Origin of the sequence: Flagellimonas sp., from assembly GCF_965233845.1 — a bacterium.
Classification (GTDB): Bacteria; Bacteroidota; Bacteroidia; order Flavobacteriales; family Flavobacteriaceae; genus Flagellimonas.
In genome coordinates, this window is record NZ_OZ247584.1 from 1974779 (window position 1) to 1996636 (window position 21858).

The window sequence follows — 21858 nt, forward strand, 5'->3', positions numbered from 1 at the left end:
GTTGCCCCCGCACAGTAACTAAACTAACTACTCAAAACTTATCTTTCTTAAATCGAAGGGTTTGCCGGTGTGTTCGGATTGTTCTCCCTTTCAATGGTCGGGTATGGATAAAAATTCCTGTTTCGCTCGTTGGTGGTATTGGCCGCCTGTGGAACGGAGAAATCCGGATAAAATCGCTTGTGATCTCCCCAACGCAATCCGGTCAAGAACAATTCTATGGCCCTGTTCCCATAGATTTCATCCATTACTTCGGATTGGTTTCCTGCATCTCCTCCCCAAGCCGGAAGGTTGGCATTCACCCCCAATGGGTCATCTGTTTTTTGACGTACCAGATTGATTTGCGTCACCGCATTGCCCAATTGGTTCTGTCTGGCATATGCTTCTGCCTTGTTCAGCATCATTTCCCCAGGTAGATAGATGGGGAATGGAGCCGTATTGGTGGCCGCAAAGCCCAACATTTCGCTAATGGCCTGCCCTCCGGCATCGGCATTGGCAAAGCCAGCATCAGCACCTAAGTAAAAGGCAATACGCCCGTCTCCCACTTCTGGAACAAAAGCGCCCAGTAGACCAAAATTGGTCTGTGGCTTTAAATCCGTAGAGTTTACGGTTCTGTTCCAAATGGGATTTTGGTTGTTGGCATCGAAGATCCACATGGAATTGGTGGCATCGCTATCGTTCAAAACTGCATCTGCTGCAGCAATGGATTCCGCATAATTCCCAGCCCACAAATGGTATCTGGACAAGTGCGCATTGATGACCTTGGTCAAACTCAAATCCGTCCACAAAACAGCGGATGCGAAATCGTCAGAAACTGCGGTTCCCGCCAATTCATCCCGGGCTTCCTGCAAAAGTGCTATGCTTTCCGCCAAAACAGCAGCCCGATCACTAAAAGGTGCCGCGCCATCGGCAGAATTGTTGATGGGCACTTCCTCAAACATCTGTACCATGGCTCCCAAACACATGGCCTTGAACAGATTGCCATAGGCCAGAAGTCCACTACGGGTACCTGCAGTGAGTTCCACAGTATTGGCACCCTCAATCAAAGACTCGGCCATACCCTTGGCTCTTAGCAAATTCACCCAGGGGTTGGTTATACCACCACTTTCCGCTGGTAGTTCGGCACCCCCTTTGGCCAACTCATTAATATTCAAAAAGGTGTTGGTGACACCCAGCTCCCTAGTGGTAATCCCAGGGGCTTCAACCACTTGTCGCAAGGCTGTTACGGAATAATATTGTCTAATTCCCGTGGCCAAGGCAAAGAGTCCGTCCTTGGTTTGCAAGACCACATCTTCTGTTGGGTTATTGGGATTCTCAAATTCTGTGTCACAGGCCACAAGGAAACCCGCAACGACTAGAAAAGCACCTACTATAGTATATATCTTGATATTTTTCATCTTTCAATTTTTTGGATTAGAATGTAGCTGTTATACCAAACCTGATGACCGCTGGGATGGGAATCAATCCCATAATCCCTCCTCTAGACCCATTGCTTTGGGCATCAATGTTCACCTCTGGATCATAACTGGAAAAGTCATCAATGGAGAACAGGTTCCGTCCGGTCAAGGAGAATTGGAAACTTTCCACTCCCGTAAATGGCTCTCGCAACAAATAGCCCAAGGAAATCTCCCTAAGCTTGATGTAGGAACCATCTTCAATATAGGATTCCGCGATACCGAAATTGGCACTTCCAGTTCCCCTTACTGCATCACCCCGCAATTCTGCGGCTGTGGCAGGACCACCTCCAAAGCGATAGAACATCCGCTGATCCCAGCTCAAAATATCCACTCCTTGAACGGCATCCAACTGCATTCTAAAGGAGAAATCTTTATACTTCAACTCATTGATCAAGGAAGCGATGAAATCCGGATTGGGATCCCCAATCACCTTACTTAGGTTGGCGCCACTAGGTTGTCCGTTAGTGTCCCTTTCCGGAACAGGATTCCCGTCAGCATCAAAACTCCCTTTCTCCCGTTGTGGCAATCCTTCAGGAGTCAAGAGTAAACTTCCATCTGGATTCCTAGCATAGAAGCCTTGGTAGAACACTCCTAAAGGCTGTCCGTTCTTTGCAACGGAGAATCCGAAGTTTCCTATACCAAACTGCTCCCCGGCAATATCGTTCACCTCATTTCTATTGGATGAATAGGTTCCGGTTATGGACCAGCTAAAATTGTTGGTCTGGATTGGTGTAGCCGTAATCATAGCCTCAAACCCTCGGTTGGTCATGGTTCCAATATTTTCGACCCTTGATCCTGCCCCTGTACTTGGGGACAAGGTTCTGGCCAACAAAAGATCTTCAATGTCTTGCTTGTAATAAGTGAGCTCCAACCCCACTCTATTGTCAAACAAGGCCATGTCCACACCAAATTCCAGCTCCGTTTGACGTTCCGGTTTTAAATCCGGATTTCCCAAGCGGGTTGGTGCAATTAAACCGGAATTTCCATCAATACTGATGGCGGCATAATTGGACAAGCGGTCAAAAGGTCCAATGGCAGTAAGGTTACCGGCCTGCCCCCAGGCACCTCTCAGCTTAAAGCTGTTGAATACGTTGGACAAATTATCTATCCAAAAATCCTCTTCCGAAATTAGATAGGACGCACTCGCCTTTGGATAAAATTGGTTGCGCTCGTCTGCACCAAATACTGAAGATCCGTCCAATCGGATAGCTCCAGTTAAGAACAGTTTGTTGTCCAACCCAAAAGTCTGCTGCAAGAAACCTCCCCAGAAGGTTCGCTCACTGCGGTTTTCATTGGTGGTGATGGAAGCTGCCCCATTGGTGGTTCGCACACCTAAAGCCAATCCTGTTCCTTGTATGGAACGTAGGATATTTTCATCGGCCTGCCAAGAGAAACCAGCCGTGGTGGTTGATTTCAGGTTGTCTGAAATCAATTTATCATAAGAAGCATTCAAATCGCTGTTGAAAAGCTTGGCACTTATAGTGGTGGTACTGGCACTCCCCAACGGCACAGTTGTGGTTCCAATGGGAACATACCTTGTTCCTCTGGATTCTGCGTTATCATACCCCAAGGTGTAATTGATCTTAAGGTCATTTGTCGGGGACAAATTGATTTGCAGATCACTGATCGTTCTGTTGTTGGTCTGTTGAAAATCGAAGGTTTCTATATACTCCAGAATGTTGGGGTAAAAGGTCATCTGGGGATAGTTCCCGTTTTCATCAGGTGCTGGATTTATGGTGTTGTTCGTAAAAAGAATGGTCTGCAAAACCCCAAAGCCGTACCCTCCGTTGGGAACGTCGTTACTGTGGCTTGTGGAAAAGTACATTCCCGCGGATGCAGATGCCCAGTCATTAAATTTTTGATTGATGCGTATTCTCCCACCTTCCCTTTCGTAATCAGTGGATTTCATGATTCCCTCGTTCTTTAAGTACGAAAGCGAGGCAAAATAATCGGTGTTTTCGTTACCTCCGGAGATAGAGACATAATTGTCTGTTCCGGTGGAGTTTTGGAAAACCATGTCCTGATAATCATAACGGGTAACCGATTCTGTACTGAGGTCTGTGATATCCGTGGAAGTCCAGTCCAAGGGCTCATCATTAAACTCCCTTTTTTTCCTCAGATAATTTAGATTGACACTGGTGGCCACCTTGATTACGGGTTTCCCTGACCTTCCTTTTTTGGTAAAAATCTGAACCACCCCGTTGCTCGCTCTGGAACCGTAGATGGCTGCAGCAGCGGCTCCCTTGATGACCTCTACCCTATCAATGTCCTGAGGGTTGATGTCCGAAAGTCGGTTTTGAACCACACTGGTCACATCCAAAACATCGGTGGAGTTATTGTTTACAATAACCCCATCAATAATGTACAACGGATCAGAACTACCATTCACCGTACTAGCACTCCGCAACCTTACACTGATACCTGCCGCAGGATCCCCTGAGTTTTGGGACACCTGAATCCCTGCGAGCTTACCGGAAAGCGCTCCCGTAATGTCAACGGCACCAGAAGCAGCAATATCGGTTCCCTCAACACTTGAAATGGTATTTCCAATTTGCTTTTTGGCGGTCAAAGCCCCTACACCAGTAATCACCACTTGATCCAAGCCCAATATATCGGTGCCTAAAGTAATATCGTTCGTAACCTCAGTTTGAGAACCCAAAGTCACTGTAAGTTCTTGGGTGGTGAAGCCCAACGACCTAAAAATAAGTACGTAGTCGCCTGGATCAAGGTCTGCCTGCAACACGTAATTTCCTGAAAAATCCGTAATCGCTCCCTGATTGGTTCCCTCAATCTGTACCGTAACCCCTGGAAGCGGATCCCCAATTTCGTCAGTGACCGTACCGGAGAGGCTGTACGTTTGCTGTAACTCCAATTTTGGGGCTGGAGCCTTGGGCGTTGGCGCACCATTTTGGTTCCTTGTCAATACGATTTGGCGGTCGATTATTTTATAAAGGACGTTGCCATGTGGAAAGAGCTTCCCGAGCACCTTGCGTATCTCTTGTCTTCTGACCTGAATGTCAATTTTCCGATCCAAATTCAGTTCCTCTCGGCTATAGAAGAACTTAAAATCGGTTTTGGATTCTATCTCCTCAATTATCATAGAAATGGGAGCATCTTTTAAATCTAGATCAATCTTGACTTTTTGCGAGTAATTCGGTTCTGCCTTTAGCTGAAAAAGGGCCACCATGAAAAACAAGAGTGAAAATTTCATTTTGAGGTCTAGTTTCGGTAAGACGCGGGAACATCTCACCAATGAGTTCATTAGTTTTTTCATAATTTTGTTTGATTTTTGTTGATTCTTACGACTTAGATCAAATCTTAATCGGGAAGTGCGGGAACACTTTCCGATTTTTTGGTTCTTACGGTGTTCAATTCATAGATAGCAGTTTTAGTTGTTTTTTGTCAGCTCTTTTCTTGTGCGCTGAAATAACGCTACAAAATTTCTTGTTCCTTGTTGATTATAATAGTGTTCGTATCCCGATTGATGGCATAGGTAAACGGAGTATGCTCCTGAAAAATTCGTAGTATTTGATCCAATGATTCTTTGGAGAAGGTTCCTGTGAATTTCTTTGTATCCAACTCGTGGTATTCATTGGTAATGGTTACATCAAAATGCCTCTGCAGTTCTTTTAAGATCAACTCAAAGCGATCATCCACAAAAAAGAGTTCTCCTTTGGTCCAAGCGGTATATTTCTGAACATTCACCTGATCTACAGCTATAGCTCCTTCTTTAAAAACAGCTCGCCCACCAGGAACCAGTGTGATGGGTTTTTGCCCTTCGGCATTGTTTGATTTGTATACGCCTACACTACCCTCCACCAATACTGTGGATGTGTTGTTTTCATTTTTGTAACTGGAAACATTGAATTCCGTACCATAAACACTGGTGTTCATGTCGTCCGTAATTACCGTGAAAGGTCTAGCTTCGTCCCTTTCCACAGAAAAATAGGCTTCTCCATCCAGATAAACATCCCGGGGTTTGTCCTTTAAAAAGCTTACTGGATATCTGAGTTTTGACCCCGAATTTAAAAAGACATGGGACCCATCTGAAAGTACCAATTCAAATTTTTTGCCGTAGGGAACGGACAGCTGGTTATAGGTAAGTCTTTCTGTTTCTTGCTTGCTTTCGTTGTTGTACAAAAGTACATTCTGCTTTTGGTTCACCACCTGGCTTCCTTTGGTGTTGGTTATAATTCCTGAAGAAGTATCGTCCAAAACCTTAATGGTACCGTCCTCCAACTCCAAGGTAATAACTGGGGTATCCGACTCTATCACCTGGCCCTGCTTGTTAAACAGTCCGCTTTGATACACCATATAGGAAGTACCTAACAAACCGATAAAAACAGCGGCTATTTTTAGCACAAAGCTTTTCCTCCGTCCACTAGGCCTTCGGGCTATAAATATCCTGTTCTCTCCATCCTTTCTCCGTTGGATAACATTCTGCCACATGGTATCAAAATCTTCATCAGCCAGATTTTCCTCTTCAAAATCCATAAGCTGTATGAACCGTATGGCATTTTGGACAAGTTCTTTTTTCTCTGGATTGGCGGTCATCCAATTCTGCCAAAAATTGGATGTCATTTCATCTGGGTTCAGCACCCATTTTTGAAAGTACTCGTCTTTGATGAAATCTTCTTCGGTGTAGTTGGCGTACTTCATTTAATCTTGAATCAAGCAGAAAGAATCTGTTGTTTTCTAAGAAGAGAGCGAAAATGCGGTTAGTACCCCATGGAAAATGAATTTTTTTTAGAAATAAAAAACAAATGCCTGTTTTACAGATAACTAGTTCAAGTTAATTGAAGTAAAAAATGAGTGATTTAATTAGATGGGATAATCAGTTCTGCAAAGCGGACACTATCAGTAAAGGTATAGCCCCCATATATTTTCTAAGAAAATGTATCGCCCTTCCCATGAGTTTATACGTCCCTTTGCTGCTCAACGACATGATTTCCGCAATCTCAGCATAACTTAAAAGTGCATAATATTTAAGGTAGATGATTTCCCTTTGGCGATCCGTAAGCTTTTTGACAGCCTCCTTTAAGTGTTGTTTTTGAAGATCAAATTCTTGTTTTTCTGCCAAGCTATGTGCCTTGGCTTGTACCATAGGTTCAGAAGTAATTGTAAATTTTGCGTTGTCGTACAGCTTTCTGCCGCGGACGGTTTCTGAAATCACTTTTCGCCTTAACGATTTAATGAGATACGATTTAATGGACTTTACGTTTCCCAAGCGATGCTTGGCATCCCAGATTTCAATGAAAAGATTTTGAATACAGTCTTTGACCAAGTTTTTGTCCTTGACCAACTTTAGGCCATAATTGTAAAGCAGAGGAACATTGTCCCGATAAATCTGTGCAAATGCTGCTTCGCTTCCAGATTGGAATTCTTTCCATAACTGGGAATCTTCAAATTTAGGCTCACCACTGGGTTTGGACACATGCGGACTTTTTGCGCCCTCAGTCGTAAGTTTGGGTCGATGCACTGATTTTAAAGGCAAAACAACAGGTAGTAGTTAGTTTTATCGCTGTAAGTTATAAAATTATCCCTTCAATCAATGGCTTATGTTTGATTGAAATTAAACCACGTTGAATGGATTAATTTGCGCTGAGGTATATCACTCCTCCCGTGTAAAAGGGACAAAGCGCACCGCCATCACATTTCTTTTGACCACTTTATTTTTCTTTTTGGTCACCAGTACCAATTGCCGCACTTGATTGTGAGGCCCGACCGGAATGATCATCTTGCCCCCCACCTTAAGCTGGTCAATAAGAGGCTGGGGAATGTATTCAGCTCCCGCTGTCACCATGATTGCATCAAAAGGTGCCTTATCTGGCCAGCCATTATAGCCATCTCCCCTTCTTATAACAATATTGGAATAGTTCAAATTGTGTAATCGCTCCGTAGCCCTTTGGGCTAGCTCCTCAACAATCTCAATGGTATATACAGAATCCACAATCTTGGCAAGCACCGCTGCCTGATATCCTGATCCGGTACCAATTTCCAATACCCTATCGTCCTTCCTTAATCGTAGTGCTTGGGTCATATAGGCCACAATATAGGGTTGGGAAATGGTCTGTCCATTTCCGATAGGCAAAGGATTGTCATTATAGGCATAAGCTTTCAAACCCTCTGGAACAAATAGGTGTCGGGGCACGTTTAAAAGGGCGTAAAGTGTGGCCAAGTTATCTATGCCTCTAGCCTTTATCTGGGTTTCTACCATCTGCTTTCTTTGGGCCGTATAGTGGTTTTGTCCAAACAACATATGAGACATCAGAAAAGAAAACAAGATGGCAACTGCCCTACTCATGGCCAACAAGATGAATTGATAGCCAATAAGTTACAAAACTATTGCTCCAGAATCAACTTGTTGGACAGGTACATATAGCGGGTGTAATTTTTAGATCGCTCCCCAGCATATTCATAGGCCTTTCCAAAATGAAAAGTCGCTTTTTCCTGGTCATTGGCTTTGATGTAATATTCCCCCATGGCCAAATTGGCAATCCAGTTGTCGGGTTCCTTTTGAAGCATCTCCGACAAGAGCTCAAAGGTCTTTTTTGCATCGCCCTCCAACAGCATAAAACTCAGTGGATAATAATAAAAATAAGGAAATCCTTTACCCAGAGAAAGGGCTTGCTGCTCATATTCCTTACTCCCTTTGATTTTGCCCTGTTTAGCCAACAATTGGGATTTGAGCATGGTGTTTCGGAACTCGGCCCCTATTTCTAGGGACTTATCTACATAAGACAACGCTTCTGTAACATTAGCAGGATCTTCGGCCACTGTCAGTTGGGCTATTTTTACGTAATCGTCCACGGTTTTTTCCTCTTTGGCCTTTAGGTCCACCAGCACATTGGCATTGACATCCACGGAGATTTCAATTCCACAGCTTATCCTGGACCACTTTAATTCCAAATAGGCGGACTGGGGTTGCAAATCGTTGAATTCGTATCGCAGATTTTCCTGATACGGACTTGTCGAAGGAGTTGCCGTCACCCGAAGGGCATCCTCTTCTTTTTTATAATTGAAGCTCCCCCAGTTTTCGGAATTCTTTGAAAAAATGAAAATCCACTCGTTTTCCTTAACAAAAATATGCAGTCCGTACTTTCCTTTGGCCAGTGGTTGACCCTGGATTTTCACATCGTGGGTAAACTCCACCGTTGTGTTTTGATTGGAACCCGCTCTCCATGGATATTCCACCCCATCAACAACAAAATTGTAGGGAACAATGCCCCCAAAAACCTTCCGTTTTTTGGCATAAGGACTATGGTAGACTACAGTTACATCCGTGGTGCCAATACGTTGGGTAATGCTTGCCCGTTGGCTCACCTTCGTGGCCACCAGCATATCTTGGGCCTGAACAGCCATAACACACATTAGGAATAGATGGCAGTTGATAATTATAGATTTCAATTTCATGATTGTTCGTTTTGTATGATTGCTATTTTAATTTGAATTCGATATTAAATTCAATTTATACAACTGATATTCTGCTATTTATTCTTTTGTCAGGTCGAGCGCAGTCGAGACCTACTTAAAAATGGGTTCATAAAGACTTCTCGACTGCGCTCGAAGTGACATAGTTTACAATTGCACAAGTATATGCTACATATTAATCGGTTCGTAGGTCGAACCCATGTTATGTCACTTTATTTTTAGACCAGAGGAATCGGCAAACCTCCCAGTAACAAGCCATCCACCGAAATCCTCGGAGACAGCCAACAAGAGGGTGTTCTTTCCTTTCTTTAAATCGAGATAAACAGCATCAAAAAGCCCAATGGTGCCCAGATATCTATAATCCCGGCTTCGAAAGCGATTGTTTCCCTTGTAGATGGGTTTGCTGTTCAAAAAAGCCACCACCCTGTCGCTGTAGCCAAAATCGAAAAGTTTGATTTGATCTTTGTCCGAAGTAATGGTCAACTTGGCAATAACCGTATTCCCCGGAACATCGCCATCAAGCTTAACGACCCTGGCTATATTTGCAGCAACACCTTCTTCCACATATATCTTTTTATTCCATTTGAGTCGGGATATTAAGCCATCCAAATTATCCAGATTGTCCAACTCCTTTTCCTCGAATTTGCCAGACACGGTCCATTCCTCGATTACATTTTCAATGGGTTCTCGAGTTCCGGGATTGAAATTCTCAATGACTGGTGTTTGGTGGTCTATTTTGATATTGGCTATATGAAACCCTCGAACCAGTCCACCTGTAAAGCTGATTGCCCCTGCTTTTGGCTCGTGAAACAGTTGCCAAGATAGATGAGGGGTTTCTGAATGGTCCAAAAATACCTGTGCCCTTAGGTCATTGACCACAATTTTCACATGGGTCCAGGTGTTGAAGTTGTATTTATGTGGAAAGGAATATTTGGGACCAAAGTAAAACTGCCAATTGGCAAGTCCGTTGGTAACGGGTGTAGCCTGGTTGGCATCTGGGTTACCGGATTGGTGCGGTCGGATATAAAACTGCTCGGCATCATCCCCGTTAATCCTGAAATAGACCCCTGGGAAACCTCGGTCTTCGGTGATATAGATGTCATATTCAATGGTACCATTCAAAAAGGAAACATCTTTAAGACCAACGGTACCGCCTTTGAAGTAAATGGTCTCCTCTCCTTTAAATTGTTCGAACATAAAGGAACTGGAATTGATTTTCAAGTGGACCGTATCCAAGGGAACGACCTCCTGTCCGAGGATAACAATGAAATTAAAAAGTAAAAAAGCGGGTAAAAGGAATGTTTTGATCATGATTGTATGTTTTTTGATGTTCCAAAGCTCCTTTAAGCACGCCAAAATCCAAAAACAAGTTGGTTCAAGTTCATTCATTCTGGTTCAGACAGCGAATTTTTTGTGATCTTTACACCACAAATCCCAATCATGTATCCGGAAGAAAAATTGGTGCGGAAATGTTTGCTGCAAATTGAGGAAAGCCTAGGTTGGGGCCCTTCGCAAGATTGGCATAACGATGTGTTTATTGAGCTCAGTGAGCGTATTCAACAACGAACCAAGGTCCTATTGAGTCCGGTTACTTTAAAACGGGTTTGGGGAAGAATCGATTACCAAAGTGCTCCCAGTAAAACTACATTAAACACTTTGGCCCAGTTTGCAGGATTTGAAAATTGGAGGGATTTTAAAGGGACGGCACCACTCAAACCAAAATATCCACTGCTAAAGGTGGTCAATGCCAATCTTGGAGTGATCATGTTGAGCGCCTCCATCATGACGATCATCTTTATCTCATTTTTCTCTTTAAAGGGGTCCAGTGATGAAAACGGGGTTATTGACCCTGAATCCATCGTGTTTAAAAGTAAGCCCATAGCCAAAGGACTTCCCAACTCCGTGGTTTTTGATTTGGATTTAGGTGATATCGATTCAGACAGCATCCACATTCAACAGTATTGGGATCCCACCAAAACCATAAGTCTTAAACCTGGACAGACCCAAGCCACGGGTCAATATTATTCTCCAGGCTATTTTAGGGCCAAACTTTTGGTGGATGGTAAGCCCATTAAGCAACACGATCTCTTTATTAAATCCGAAGGGTGGTTGGGTACTTTGGATTACCAACCCATTCCCAAGTATATACCATCTGAGGAAGTAAATGACGGAACACTCTCGTTTCCCAAAGTCATCCATAACGAAGTAATCAAAAATGAACAACCCATAAACACCACCTACCATATGGTCCAGGATTTTGACTCGATTTCTGGAGATAATTTTGTGCTTAGCTCTTCCCTCCAAAATGTGTATCGGGATAAATGGGCCGTATGTCAGAAAAGCTATGTGATTGTATTGGGGACGAAGGGTGCGATGGTGTTTTCTTTTTCCATACCTGGCTGCAGTTCTGAATTGGGTGTGATGATGAATGATGTATATCTAAGCGGAAAAGAACATGACCTTTCCGGATTGGGTCTTGATTTATCCCAAGCTCATGATATAAGAATTCAGGTCAAGGATAAGCAGGTCGAGATTTTTGCGGAAGACAGGTCCCTTTTCACAGGCAGCTATAACCAAAGCATTGGACGGGTTGTTGGGGTTAGGTATCGATTCTTGGGTCTTGGAGAAGTGTTTTATAGCCAGCTTCAGGACATTGATGGCAATATCCAGCTTGACTTACTCTGAATGACCCGTCTTTCTGGGCAGCACCTCTTCTGGAAAAGGGAAAAGAATGGTGGAATTTTTCTCCGCGGCAATATTGGAAAGGGTTTGATACAATCTCAATTTGATGGCCGAAGGCGACTGATCTATTTGTAATCCTGCCTCCAATAGTTTGGCAGCTGCCTGCTCCTCAGCTTCGGCCAAAATAATCCGCGCCCTACGCGAACGTTCCGCCTCTGCTTGGTTGGCCATCATTCGTTTCATATTTTCAGGAAGCTGGATATCTTTAATTTTAACATCTATGATTTCAATGCCCCAATGATGGGTTTCCGTTTCCACAATATTCTTGATGTTTTTTCCCATTTCCTCTCTTTTGGACAAAATGGTGTCCAATTCTACCTTTCCGCAAACATCCCTTAACGCTGCCTGGGAAAGTTGGGTAATCGCAAAATCGTACTCCTCTACCTCCAACACCGCTTTTTCCGGATTGTTGATCTTAAAAAATACCACCCCATCAATGCTCGAGGGCACGTTATCTTCCGTCATCACCTCTTGGGATGCTATGTTGATGGTTATTACACGTATATCTACCACCTGAATGGTTTCAACCAAGGGAATAATCCAACGGAAACCAGGTTGCAGGGTTTTTACATATTTCCCAAATCGAAATTTTAGGGCGCGCTTGTACTCAAAAACAATCCGTATGCCTGCCAAGAGAAAAACACCTAATACAATACTGAAGAATAATGGCAAGTTCATTTTTCGTTGCTTTTGATTTATGGACCCTGCCGGAAAGTCCCTCTATAAGTTACGAAAAAATGCTGTAGAATAAAACCCAAACCACTGAATATCAATCACAAAACAATTTATTCCACTTGAATGTTTATTTTAACTTTGCGATACCATGCAAGTAGCACCATCCAAACATCTAGCAGGAGTAATCAAACATTACCTATTTATTGATGGAGTCCAGGGTGCCGAAGGTTTGCAACAGCTTCGCTTTTTTACTGATGGCAATGCCCATTTGGTCTTTAGACTGAGGGAAACCATGCTTTCTCAAGGTGCACTTGAAAATCAAGAAGGCCCTTTTATCGTTGGAGGCATAAAAACGAACAAGAACTTTGCCGTGCTTGGGGATTTTTCGGTAATCATAGTGGTATTCCAGCCCACTGGACTTTATCAGCTGACCGGAATCCCCTCTTATGAATTGGGCCAGGAAATCATAAACGGAACCTTCATTTTGGATGCATCAATTGCCACACTTCAAGAGCAATTGGAATCCTGTTACAAGTCCAAACAGCAGGTAGACCTATTGGATGCTTATTTTCTGGACTACATCCAAAAAGGCATCCACCCCATGGATTATCGATTTTCAGCAGTCGTAAAATCTATTCTAAACGCACGGGGTCAATCCAAAGTTGGGCAACTGTCCAAAGGCTCCGTATATACCGAAAGAAGTTTGCAGCGGGCTTTTAAAAAGTATATGGGGATACCTCCCAGAGAGTACCTTCGGATTGTTCGGTTTCATAACTTTTTGGGGTTCCTGAACCTAGAATCCGATTGCGCCACACTTACTTCCATAGGGCTAACAGCTGGCTATTATGACCAATCCCATTCCATTCGGGATTTCAAGGATTTTACCTCCCTAACTCCCAAGGATTACATGGCCAAAACGAATCGTTTGGCAACGAACCTTGTTTCCCTGTCGTAGTATTTTTTGTCGGGTCCGTACAATTTTGGGTTGGGTCAGCAATCTAATTTTACGGTTTAAATAATTCAATACAATGAAAGACCTAAACCTTGCCGTTGCACAATTTCAGCCTAAAGATGGGGATAAAGCGTATAATTTATCTCGGATTCGAAAGCTTACCGAAAAGGCAAAGTCCAAAGGAGCGGATATCATTAGCTTCCATGAGATGTGCATTACCGCCTATACGTTTACCAAAGATCTTTCCCTAGAAGAAATGTTCGATCTGGCGGAAGAAGTTCCCAACGGGCCTTCAACTTTGGAACTGATCAAGATTGTCACTGAATTTGACATTGCCATTCTAGCTGGTTTGGTTGAAAAGACAGCGGACAAGATTTTCAACACCTATATCTGCGTTACCAAAAACGGTATTGTTGGGAGGTATAGAAAACTACATCCTTTTATAAATAAACGTTTGGCCGCAGGCGAGGAATACTGTGTTTTTGATCTAATGGGATGGAAATTCGGAATTCTGATATGTTATGACAACAACGTCATTGAAAATGTGAGGGCCACCAGCCTTTTGGGCGCCGAACTAATTTTTGCACCACATGTTACCTGCTGTACACCCTCCAATATGCCCGGGCGTGGCTATGTGGACGACCGATTGTGGCAAAATAGGCTTAAAGCCCCCGAAACCTTACGGGCAGAATTTGACGGACCCAAGGGTCGCGGTTGGTTAATGCGATGGCTTCCGGCCAGGGCGTATGACAATGGAGTGTATTATGCGTTTTCAAATCCCATTGGATACGATGGTGAACATTTAAAGAATGGCAACTCCATGATTTTGGATCCGTACGGAGAGGTATTATCAGAAATTAAATCGTTTGAAGATGATATCACAGTGGCCCGAATCACCCAAGATAAAATCCCACTTTCTGGCGGTTGGAGGTATAAAAATGCACGTAGGCCAGAACTTTATAGAGATATCATTGGTCAACCTCATCAATCCAAAACCAGTCCAGTATGGCTAAAATGAAAAATCACTAGCCTACAATTAACTTTTTAAACTATTGGGATTATTATTTCCTTTTAAAGGAAAACTGCAGGATGGATGTTTAGAGGAAGGTCTTAAGGCTTGTTGGTTACGACCAACTCGTCATTTTCCCAAACGCCGCTGGCCACAATATCACCTTTTTCACCGTAGAAGGCTCCTTCGCCCATGCGTTCATCGTCTTTCCATAGACCGACAAACTTTTCTCCATTGGGCCAGTGGTATGTTCCTTTACCTGAGCGCTTGTCATTCACGTAGGATCCTGTGTAATGCTGTCCATCTGGCCAGTAAAATGCTCCTTCGCCATGGCGCTGATTATCCTTCCATTCGCCTACGTAACGGCTACCCGTGTTTAGTATAGCTACACCATAGCCATTGGCTTTACCATCTTTGACTTGACCAACGTAGTGCATTAAACTTCCCTTACTATTGGTAAACGTAAGATACTCCCCAGATGCCTTTCTGCGCAATTTTTTTTGCATACGCGCTATTTGAACCTTGGACTTTTCCAAAGCAAAATTAAGAGAGTCATATTGGTGAATCTCCTTTGGTGCCGATTCAAGAATTGTAGTCAACGAATCCAATTGACGCTGCAAATCCAATACTTCGTCATTCTGCTTGGGCTGCATTTTAAGAGCCATCATTTTCTGCGTCAAAGCGATTCGCAATTTCAATTCTGACTCTTCGGCCAATAGATGTTCCTCGTACTTTTCTTGATAGGCCTTTAAGGCTTGGGAGTAGTCATCCCCATCTATGATCATGGCATCAATTTCGGATAAATTGGGCTCATCAATTTCCGTAGCATTTGCCATTTCGGCAATCTCCTGGTTTTTAAGGTTCAATTGCTCTTGCAGATTCTTGGTTTTCAGAAAATAAAAACCGCCCAACAAAAAGGTAAGGCCAAAAAGGATGTAGGTGAGTTGATTTAGTCTTTTTTTCATGATGGATTTGAATGACTTCCTAACATATACGTTGCTAATCGTCAAAATGGATCTCCGGAAGCTTATTTTTTACTTTTCTGATATCCGGTGAGAAGTAAACATGGAATCGCATGGTCCAACTTTGCTTGTAGATTCCCCCATTGTCAAGGGTCTGTCCTTGAGAGTACATCAGTCCGCCTGCAATGGTCAAACGGGGGGTCAAAATGTAGCCCAAAGTGGTAGTTAGACGCAGGTCCTCCAAAGGACTGGCCACTACCGCCTTGCCACTTTGCATAATAAGCTCTGCCTCTGGGGAAACGTATAGGGTTTTGGGTTCCAACTTATAGTTGTTCAAGGGGATTTTGGCCCTAAACATATAACGCCAACGGTTTCTAAATATGTATTCGCTGTTTTCGGCAAAGTCTTGTGTCCAACGGTGCTCTATTCTTAACCTATGATAAATCATGGAATTGTAGAGCGGCATGGCAAATTGGTACTGGTGCCAAATCCTGAATTCAGGAACCACAGGGCGATCATCGGAATCCTCATCCGTATTAAAGTTGACCCTAAGCACACCTCCCAAGCTAAAATTCACCTTTTTGGAGTAGATATATCCAATGGCGTGTCGGTTATAAATCTGTCCTATCTGACCTATAAAGGGAGTGTCCTCGGTTTCCTCAAAACGAAAATGTGTCTGGGCATCCCAAAACAAACGTTTTGAGATTCGGATATTGCCATAAGTGTTGAACCAAACCTTGGTTGAAGGGTCTTTATACTTGGATTCGGAAGGTAAAACCTGCTCATCCTGGGCGTGTAGGTTGAAAGCTATCAACATAAAGGCCGCAACCCATCCGGAGTGTTTGCTAAAGTACTTCATGCTAGTTTTCCAGAGGTTGAAGGTTGAACAATTCCAAAATGGTATTCGGGTTCTTTTCTTTACGAAGCTTACGCTCCAATTTATGGGTGTCTTCTTCCCTTAGTTCCAACATCCGTTTATGAAGTGCTGTCAACAGCTGATTCAGATTGTTGGCCTTAACGCAATCCAGTTCGCCGCTAGCTTCATTCACCAAAAAAGGAATCAAGACATTTCTATAGGCCGAAGTGATTCTTTTCTTTACTTCCTCCTCCATCAAATTGGCCATAAAAGGATTCCAAACCGCATCTTTATAGGCTTCCTGAATTTCCAATTCCCTTTCCGGAAGAGCTGCTAGATTTTGGGATAAATTCTTGAGAGTTTCCAGACAAGGAACCAAGTGCTTGGCTTCTTCCAATTTTCCTTCGGTAGCCGCTGAACTTGAATAGGCATTTAACTTGTTCTCCGCAATTGACTTTATATGCAGTATGGCGGTTCCATAGGTTCCAGAAGTATCCAACGAATCCACCATTTGGTTTAGGCTATTGATTTGGGCTATCATCTGCTCTTCCAAGGCCACAAATTCCTGTTGCTGCTGCTCGTTCTTTACTTTTTCGTACAGAGTGGTGGCAATTTGGTCCAAACTGACTTTGGCATAAGATGACATTTGAGCTAAAGTTTCCATCACCTCGCCCTCAAAATTGAAGTCATTGGCATTAGGCCCTTCAAAAGTTCTTTCTGGTTCGCCTATGTTTAATGTAGTTGATGGTTTACCATTTGGAAACAAACGCTGTGCAATTAAATCCCGATCTAAATAATCCAAGATTCCCAACTCAGTAAAGTGTACAACCTTATCCAATGGGTCCAAGAAAGATGCCTTGATTTTTTCGACTGCCGAATACAAGAACTGGGCTTCACTATCTGAACGCCTTAGCAAATTCAGCTGGGTGTTTTCCAATAACCCCTTAGCCACTTTGGAAGCATGTCCATACTCTTTTTGGATAGCCTCAAGTCCATTTCTTTCCAAGGAATCCAAGGGATGGTAAGGAACCTTTACCTTAAATAGGGGCAAAAATTGGGACTTGCCCAATTGTGATAGGATATCATCCAATTTTTTATAGTGCGCAGCATTCTCCGCCAGAAGCTTGTTGATTCCATCCCTTAATCCGTCAACTTGCTCCCTTTCCAAATGAAGCTTTAAAATTTTGGAGAACCGCTTATCCAGATTAATGGTTCTAGCGGCCTTGAACGGACCCTGGAAAACAGCAATCGTGTTGTTATCCAATCGTATTTGGGTAAGTACACCCTCGTCAAAAGACCAAGTCTCCGTGCTTTCATCCCCAAACAAGGTCCAGCTATCATGTGCCAGCCCATCTCTTAAAAAGCGACCGACCAGGGTACTTTGCTTGCCCTCAATTCTAAAACTCTGTTGAGGCACACCGTTATTGTAGGTTATCTGGCTTCGGAACAGGGTTTCCTGAACTTCTGAATCTTCAATTTGCTGTTCGGAAATAATCCAGAGCCCATCTGGTCTTCCCATTTGAATATCTCCTTGGGCCTGATGCTGGATCCCATCCACATTGACCCGATATTGAAATCCGACAACTTCGGTTTTTTGGTCTGATTCAAATTCTCCAAACTGGAAGTTCCATGGGCCGTTGGGAAATCCGTTTTCAAAAGCACCGGTAAAGGAGAAGGTTTTATCTTTTTGCTCCAAAAGGGCGTCCAAATTGGAACGCTTCATACTAAAAGGACCTTGGAGTAAGGTGTCTCCGTCAATAATCTGATAGGTGTAATCTACCTCACCCACAAAGCTGGCTACTTGAAAAGGGCCTGTATACCTCAGTTTTTCTTGAGCATGGATTGACCAAGAAAACAGTAGCCCCAAAAGTAAAACCGCCAAGAATTTTGGTTGTCTGGTTGGTCTCACGCGAATAGGTATTTTGTTGTTTAGTGTTCTCGCGATCTATATCCCATAAAGCGCGATGCCCTATATACGTGAAGTAAAGCTACTTTGGATTGCGACTTTTGGATTTTAATTCAATCCACACAATTCTGCTCTACCACCACCGCTTAACTTCTTGGTTTTTAATCAAATTCAGCTCAATCACGGAACCGATTTCCGGAGCAATCAACGGAATACCCAAACTTTTGGCCTTTTTGGTGACACGCTCAATGGGATCAGTCCACGAATGCAAAGCCAACTTAAATCCACCCCAATGAATGGGCATTATGGTTTCTGCTCCTAAGTCTAATCCCGCCTGCGCGGTCTCTTCCGGAAACATGTGAATATCTGGCCACATTTTGTTGTATTGCCCACATTCCAACATAGCAAAATTGAAGGGGCCGTAGGCCTCCCCTATTTCCTTAAAATGGGTGGAATAGCCACTGTCCCCGCTAAAGAAAATCCGTTCTGTCTCTGACTTAATTACCCATGAAGCCCATAAGGTACTTTGGCCATTGTTCATCTTTCGACCCGAAAAATGCTGGGCTGGGGTACAAACAAAATCCAGTCCATCCAGGGAAGTTTCCTTCCACCAATCCAACTCCTCAATCTTGTCCTTGGCAACACCCCATGCCTCCAAATGTACTCCAACGCCCAAGGGAACGTAAAAGCGGTCAACTTTATCCTTCAGTTTTTTAATGGATTCGTAATCCAAGTGATCATAATGATCATGGGAAATCAAAACCGCATTAATTTTGGGAAGTTTTTCTATGGCAATAGGAAGTTCTTTGTTAAATCGATTGGCACCCAATAAAGGATGAGGTGCTGGTACATCACCCAACATAGGGTCTATTAGGATATTTTTACCACTCATCTGCAGCAGGAAGGCCGAGTGCCCAAACCAAATCAACTGCGTACCTTTTGTTTGGGAAACTATTTCAAGGGAATCCACTTTGTGCAATGGAGGTTCTATTTCTGGTCTTCCGTTTTCCACTTTCTGAAAAAAGAACTTACGTGCAATGGACAGCATCTCACCAAAACTAGCTTCTTTGGGTACATCCTTTGCATTCTTAAACGATCCGTCCTTAAACTGTGGTGAATATGCATATCGTTTTTGACGCTCTTCGGATACGTCTCCCCCAAAGGAGGGATAAAAGTTGACGAAAGCCAAATAGGCAACTACCAAAAGAGCAATTAGTATTCCAATGGATAACAACATTCGTTTTAAAATCTTTATTAGTTTTTTCAACTCATTATAATTAAGGGTTCTGGACGAGAGCGTTGATAGCTCTATTTTCCAAATGTTTCATTTTTTGGGAATCGAACAGCGTATAAATCATCGCCTGCCCAATTTTTGTTGTGGTCGTAATGTTTTTGGACTTTTTCATTAAAGGAAAAAAAGGTCTGGTAATTACATAAAAGGCATTGTACCATCCCGTACGTGATTTAATCCCTTTTTCAGGAATAATGCCTCCTGGCCTGAAAGCATAGGCGTCCGCAAACCCTTTGCTCAAGATGTAATTTTCGGTTTTCCCTTTTACCCTGGCCCACATGGAGCGGCCTTTTTCACTGCTATCCGTTCCAGTACCTGAAACATAATTGAAGACCATATCTGGATTCAAATCAAAAAGGACATCTGCAAACTTTTTGGTCATGGCAAATGTGATATGGCTGTACGTCTCCTCATTCAACCCCAAGACAGAGACGCCCATGCAATAAAAGCAAGCGTCGTATCCCACCAATTGATCTTTGACCGATTCCAATCCCATGAAATCCTTCAACAAAATTTCCTTAAGCTTTGGGTGCGCCAACCCAAGTGGGTTACGATTGATGACCAGAACTTCGGATATACACTCATCTTCAAGGCATTCCAATAGTACACCTTTGCCCACCATGCCTGTGGCACCGGTAATTATTACTTTTTTCATTGTATTAATTCTGTGTTCGGTATTGTGCGGGACTCATGCCCGTTTTTGACTTGAAAAGTTTGCTGAAATGCTGCGGATATTCAAATCCCAGATCATAGGCGATCTCGCTTATGGAATCAGTTGAACCAAGCAAGCGGTTTTTGGCCCTGTTCACCACAAACCCATGGATATGGTCCTTGGCACTTTTGCCCGTTTCCTTTCTAAGCAGATCACTTAAGTAATTGGGTGACATATGAAGCTCCTCCCCGCAGTATTTTACGGAAGGAATTCCTATTTCTGAAGCTTTGCCGGAATTGAAGTATTCTTTTAACAGGGATTCAAATTGGCTTACGTGATCTTGGTTTAAGTTGGTTCTAACATAAAACTGCCGATCATAGTATCGAGTGCAATAGTTCAACAACAACTCTATGTTGGAAACAATAAGTTTTTGACTGTGCTTATCTATGTTCTGCTGGTATTCCAAAACAATTTTCACTACTAAATCACTCACCATAAGCTGTTCCTCCTCGGAAAGATGCAAAGCTTCGTTGACCTCGTAATCAAAAAAGGAGTATTGGCTTATGGTTTTCCCAAGTTCTGACTTTCGAATCAGATCTGGGTGGAACAACAGCATCCATCCTTTGGAGTCAGCACAAATATTTTCTGAGGTACCGTGAATGACTTGTTGCGGTTTCATAAACACCATGGTGCCGTCTGAAAAGTCATAGGAATTCCGGCCATATTGAATGGATCCTTCAACCCCGTCTTTCAGGGATACCATATAGAGCTCCGATGAAAAGCGAAACCCTTCAAAGTCCATATTGCTAGGAAAATCCTTCATGTAAACTACAGACACAAGCGGGTGTTTGGGTTTGGAAAAACCCATGATTTGATGGATTTTTTCAATGCTTTCTATGTGGATGATATCACTCATGGCTTTTCTAAATTACGTATTTCCTAGGGTTTTAAACCGCCGCCCGAACAGTGCCCGGGCGACAGCTTCAACCAAATATTAATCAAACAAACAGGTATTATGCGCTTTTGGCTGCATTGCCCATTATTCTTATAATGGTTTTATCAAAGAAGCGATCACTGAACCACTTTCTAAAGAACAAGGTCTGGGCGGCCATTTTTCCAGCTGCGTATCTGGTTTTTGGTTTATTTACCTTCACTGCTTTGGATATAACTTCCGCAATCACCCCTGGAGGGGAACTTTTACCGGGACTGTAGGTGTCCTCCACTGCTGCAGTAATCAAATTGGCCAGTTCCGAATAAGCGCCATTTTTTGAGCGGGAAAAGTTATCGTTCATCACATCACCAAACTCCGTTCTTATGGCGCCCGGTTCCACAATTACAACATCAATTCCAAACTTCTCTACTTCCAAACGGAGACAATCGCTCCAGCCTTCCAAGGCGTGTTTTGTGGCATGGTACCAAGCACCAAGAGGACTGTATATTTTCCCACCAATGGAGCTTATATTAATAATGGTTCCACTTTTTTGATTTCGCATGCTCGGAAGCACAGCTTTTGTTACTTCCGCCAAACCAAAAATGTTGACTTCAAACTGACGTTTGGCATCTTCGTATGAAACATCTTCCACGGCGCCCCAAATGGCAAATCCGGCATTGTTGACCAGTACGTCTACCCTGTTTTCCTTTTTTAGAATGTTGGCAATTACCGCCTTTACCTGATCATGCTGGGTGACGTCCATGGACATGGCATTTCCGCCAGCCTTGATCAAATCCTGCATGTTTTCCACTCTGCGGGCCAAACCATAAACGGTATGCCCTTCCTGAATTAATTGTAGGGCCGTGGCCTTACCTATGCCAGATGATGCCCCTGTGACGATGATTACTTTTTTCATGATATATGTTTTAATGAAATGGTTTTCTTTTTAATTACAGGGCAAAAGTAAAGGCACTGTTTTCCAGCCGCGTATACATTT

The 21858-nt window shown here is 43.2% G+C and carries 18 protein-coding genes; 3 read left to right on the forward strand and 15 right to left on the reverse strand.

What is annotated here, in order from left to right; all coding sequences use genetic code 11:
• Positions 1 to 47: 47 nt before the first annotated feature.
• From ACO6S0_RS08645 to ACO6S0_RS08675, 7 genes are all read right to left on the reverse strand, one after another.
• A complete protein-coding gene (locus ACO6S0_RS08645; RefSeq protein ID WP_422351584.1) occupies positions 48 to 1394 on the reverse strand; it encodes a RagB/SusD family nutrient uptake outer membrane protein in 1347 nt (448 codons plus the stop codon).
• 16 nt (positions 1395 to 1410) lie between these two features.
• Positions 1411 to 4665: a SusC/RagA family TonB-linked outer membrane protein gene (locus tag ACO6S0_RS08650; protein ID WP_422351585.1), complete on the reverse strand. Its 3255-nt coding sequence runs from the start codon at positions 4663 to 4665 to the stop codon at positions 1411 to 1413.
• Positions 4666 to 4886: 221 nt separating this feature from the next.
• On the reverse strand, positions 4887 to 6113 hold the full coding sequence (locus ACO6S0_RS08655; protein ID WP_422351586.1) for a FecR family protein: 1227 nt from the start codon (positions 6111 to 6113) through the stop codon (positions 4887 to 4889).
• A gap of 175 nt (positions 6114 to 6288) precedes the next feature.
• Entirely contained in the window at positions 6289 to 6888 is a 600-nt protein-coding gene (locus ACO6S0_RS08660; RefSeq protein ID WP_422351587.1) for an RNA polymerase sigma factor, read from the reverse strand.
• 177 nt (positions 6889 to 7065) lie between these two features.
• A complete protein-coding gene (locus ACO6S0_RS08665) occupies positions 7066 to 7758 on the reverse strand; it encodes a protein-L-isoaspartate(D-aspartate) O-methyltransferase (RefSeq protein ID WP_422351588.1) in 693 nt (230 codons plus the stop codon).
• 38 nt (positions 7759 to 7796) lie between these two features.
• Positions 7797 to 8867 (reverse strand): DUF2911 domain-containing protein, encoded by a 1071-nt coding sequence (locus ACO6S0_RS08670; protein ID WP_422351589.1) that lies wholly within the window; start codon positions 8865 to 8867, stop codon positions 7797 to 7799.
• A gap of 225 nt (positions 8868 to 9092) precedes the next feature.
• Positions 9093 to 10196, reverse strand: coding sequence for a hypothetical protein (locus tag ACO6S0_RS08675; protein WP_422351590.1), 1104 nt, complete (start codon positions 10194 to 10196; stop codon positions 9093 to 9095).
• 129 nt (positions 10197 to 10325) lie between these two features.
• Between ACO6S0_RS08675 and ACO6S0_RS08680 the strand changes: the two genes are divergently transcribed.
• On the forward strand, positions 10326 to 11570 hold the full coding sequence (locus ACO6S0_RS08680; protein ID WP_422351591.1) for a hypothetical protein: 1245 nt from the start codon (positions 10326 to 10328) through the stop codon (positions 11568 to 11570).
• On the opposite strand, the gene ACO6S0_RS08685 is transcribed toward ACO6S0_RS08680, so the two are convergent.
• On the reverse strand, positions 11562 to 12305 hold the full coding sequence (locus ACO6S0_RS08685; protein WP_422351592.1) for a slipin family protein: 744 nt from the start codon (positions 12303 to 12305) through the stop codon (positions 11562 to 11564). The two genes, ACO6S0_RS08680 and ACO6S0_RS08685, sit on opposite strands and share 9 nt — an antisense overlap.
• 145 nt (positions 12306 to 12450) lie before the next feature.
• Between ACO6S0_RS08685 and ACO6S0_RS08690 the strand changes: the two genes are divergently transcribed.
• Complete coding sequence (locus ACO6S0_RS08690) at positions 12451 to 13257, forward strand: DUF6597 domain-containing transcriptional factor (protein ID WP_422351593.1); 807 nt, start codon at positions 12451 to 12453, stop codon at positions 13255 to 13257.
• A gap of 73 nt (positions 13258 to 13330) precedes the next feature.
• Positions 13331 to 14272: a nitrilase family protein gene (locus tag ACO6S0_RS08695; RefSeq protein WP_422351594.1), complete on the forward strand. Its 942-nt coding sequence runs from the start codon at positions 13331 to 13333 to the stop codon at positions 14270 to 14272.
• Positions 14273 to 14364: 92 nt separating this feature from the next.
• Here ACO6S0_RS08695 and ACO6S0_RS08700 read toward each other — a convergent pair whose 3' ends face one another.
• The 7 genes from ACO6S0_RS08700 to ACO6S0_RS08730 all read right to left on the reverse strand — a co-directional run bounded on the left by ACO6S0_RS08700 (position 14365) and on the right by ACO6S0_RS08730 (position 21777).
• Positions 14365 to 15228: a hypothetical protein gene (locus ACO6S0_RS08700; RefSeq protein WP_422351595.1), complete on the reverse strand. Its 864-nt coding sequence runs from the start codon at positions 15226 to 15228 to the stop codon at positions 14365 to 14367.
• 34 nt (positions 15229 to 15262) lie between these two features.
• Positions 15263 to 16084 (reverse strand): DUF2490 domain-containing protein, encoded by an 822-nt coding sequence (locus tag ACO6S0_RS08705; protein WP_422351596.1) that lies wholly within the window; start codon positions 16082 to 16084, stop codon positions 15263 to 15265.
• Between the two features lies 1 nt (position 16085).
• On the reverse strand, positions 16086 to 17990 hold the full coding sequence (locus tag ACO6S0_RS08710; RefSeq protein ID WP_422351597.1) for a hypothetical protein: 1905 nt from the start codon (positions 17988 to 17990) through the stop codon (positions 16086 to 16088).
• Positions 17991 to 18120: 130 nt separating this feature from the next.
• Entirely contained in the window at positions 18121 to 19254 is a 1134-nt protein-coding gene (locus ACO6S0_RS08715) for an MBL fold metallo-hydrolase (protein WP_422351598.1), read from the reverse strand.
• A 10-nt stretch (positions 19255 to 19264) separates the two neighbouring features.
• Positions 19265 to 19933: an epimerase gene (locus tag ACO6S0_RS08720; RefSeq protein WP_422351599.1), complete on the reverse strand. Its 669-nt coding sequence runs from the start codon at positions 19931 to 19933 to the stop codon at positions 19265 to 19267.
• Between the two features lie 4 nt (positions 19934 to 19937).
• Positions 19938 to 20846 (reverse strand): helix-turn-helix domain-containing protein, encoded by a 909-nt coding sequence (locus tag ACO6S0_RS08725; RefSeq protein ID WP_422351600.1) that lies wholly within the window; start codon positions 20844 to 20846, stop codon positions 19938 to 19940.
• A 97-nt stretch (positions 20847 to 20943) separates the two neighbouring features.
• Positions 20944 to 21777 (reverse strand): oxidoreductase, encoded by an 834-nt coding sequence (locus ACO6S0_RS08730; RefSeq protein ID WP_422351601.1) that lies wholly within the window; start codon positions 21775 to 21777, stop codon positions 20944 to 20946.
• Positions 21778 to 21858: the final 81 nt, after the last annotated feature.

Excerpts from the sequence above, each read along its gene's own strand:
- ACO6S0_RS08645 (WP_422351584.1), bottom strand. The coding sequence starts at position 1,394 with ATGAAAAATATCAAGATATATACTATAGTAGGTGCTTTTCTAGTCGTT.
- ACO6S0_RS08650 (WP_422351585.1), bottom strand. The coding sequence starts at position 4,665 with ATGAAATTTTCACTCTTGTTTTTCATGGTGGCCCTTTTTCAGCTAAAG.
- ACO6S0_RS08655 (WP_422351586.1), bottom strand. The coding sequence starts at position 6,113 with ATGAAGTACGCCAACTACACCGAAGAAGATTTCATCAAAGACGAGTAC.
- ACO6S0_RS08665 (WP_422351588.1), bottom strand. The coding sequence starts at position 7,758 with ATGAGTAGGGCAGTTGCCATCTTGTTTTCTTTTCTGATGTCTCATATG.
- ACO6S0_RS08670 (WP_422351589.1), bottom strand. The coding sequence starts at position 8,867 with ATGAAATTGAAATCTATAATTATCAACTGCCATCTATTCCTAATGTGT.
- ACO6S0_RS08675 (WP_422351590.1), bottom strand. The coding sequence starts at position 10,196 with ATGATCAAAACATTCCTTTTACCCGCTTTTTTACTTTTTAATTTCATT.
- ACO6S0_RS08680 (WP_422351591.1), top strand. The coding sequence starts at position 10,326 with ATGTATCCGGAAGAAAAATTGGTGCGGAAATGTTTGCTGCAAATTGAG.
- ACO6S0_RS08685 (WP_422351592.1), bottom strand. The coding sequence starts at position 12,305 with ATGAACTTGCCATTATTCTTCAGTATTGTATTAGGTGTTTTTCTCTTG.
- ACO6S0_RS08690 (WP_422351593.1), top strand. The coding sequence starts at position 12,451 with ATGCAAGTAGCACCATCCAAACATCTAGCAGGAGTAATCAAACATTAC.
- ACO6S0_RS08695 (WP_422351594.1), top strand. The coding sequence starts at position 13,331 with ATGAAAGACCTAAACCTTGCCGTTGCACAATTTCAGCCTAAAGATGGG.
- ACO6S0_RS08700 (WP_422351595.1), bottom strand. The coding sequence starts at position 15,228 with ATGAAAAAAAGACTAAATCAACTCACCTACATCCTTTTTGGCCTTACC.
- ACO6S0_RS08705 (WP_422351596.1), bottom strand. The coding sequence starts at position 16,084 with ATGAAGTACTTTAGCAAACACTCCGGATGGGTTGCGGCCTTTATGTTG.
- ACO6S0_RS08720 (WP_422351599.1), bottom strand. The coding sequence starts at position 19,933 with ATGAAAAAAGTAATAATTACCGGTGCCACAGGCATGGTGGGCAAAGGT.
- ACO6S0_RS08725 (WP_422351600.1), bottom strand. The coding sequence starts at position 20,846 with ATGAGTGATATCATCCACATAGAAAGCATTGAAAAAATCCATCAAATC.
- ACO6S0_RS08730 (WP_422351601.1), bottom strand. The coding sequence starts at position 21,777 with ATGAAAAAAGTAATCATCGTCACAGGGGCATCATCTGGCATAGGTAAG.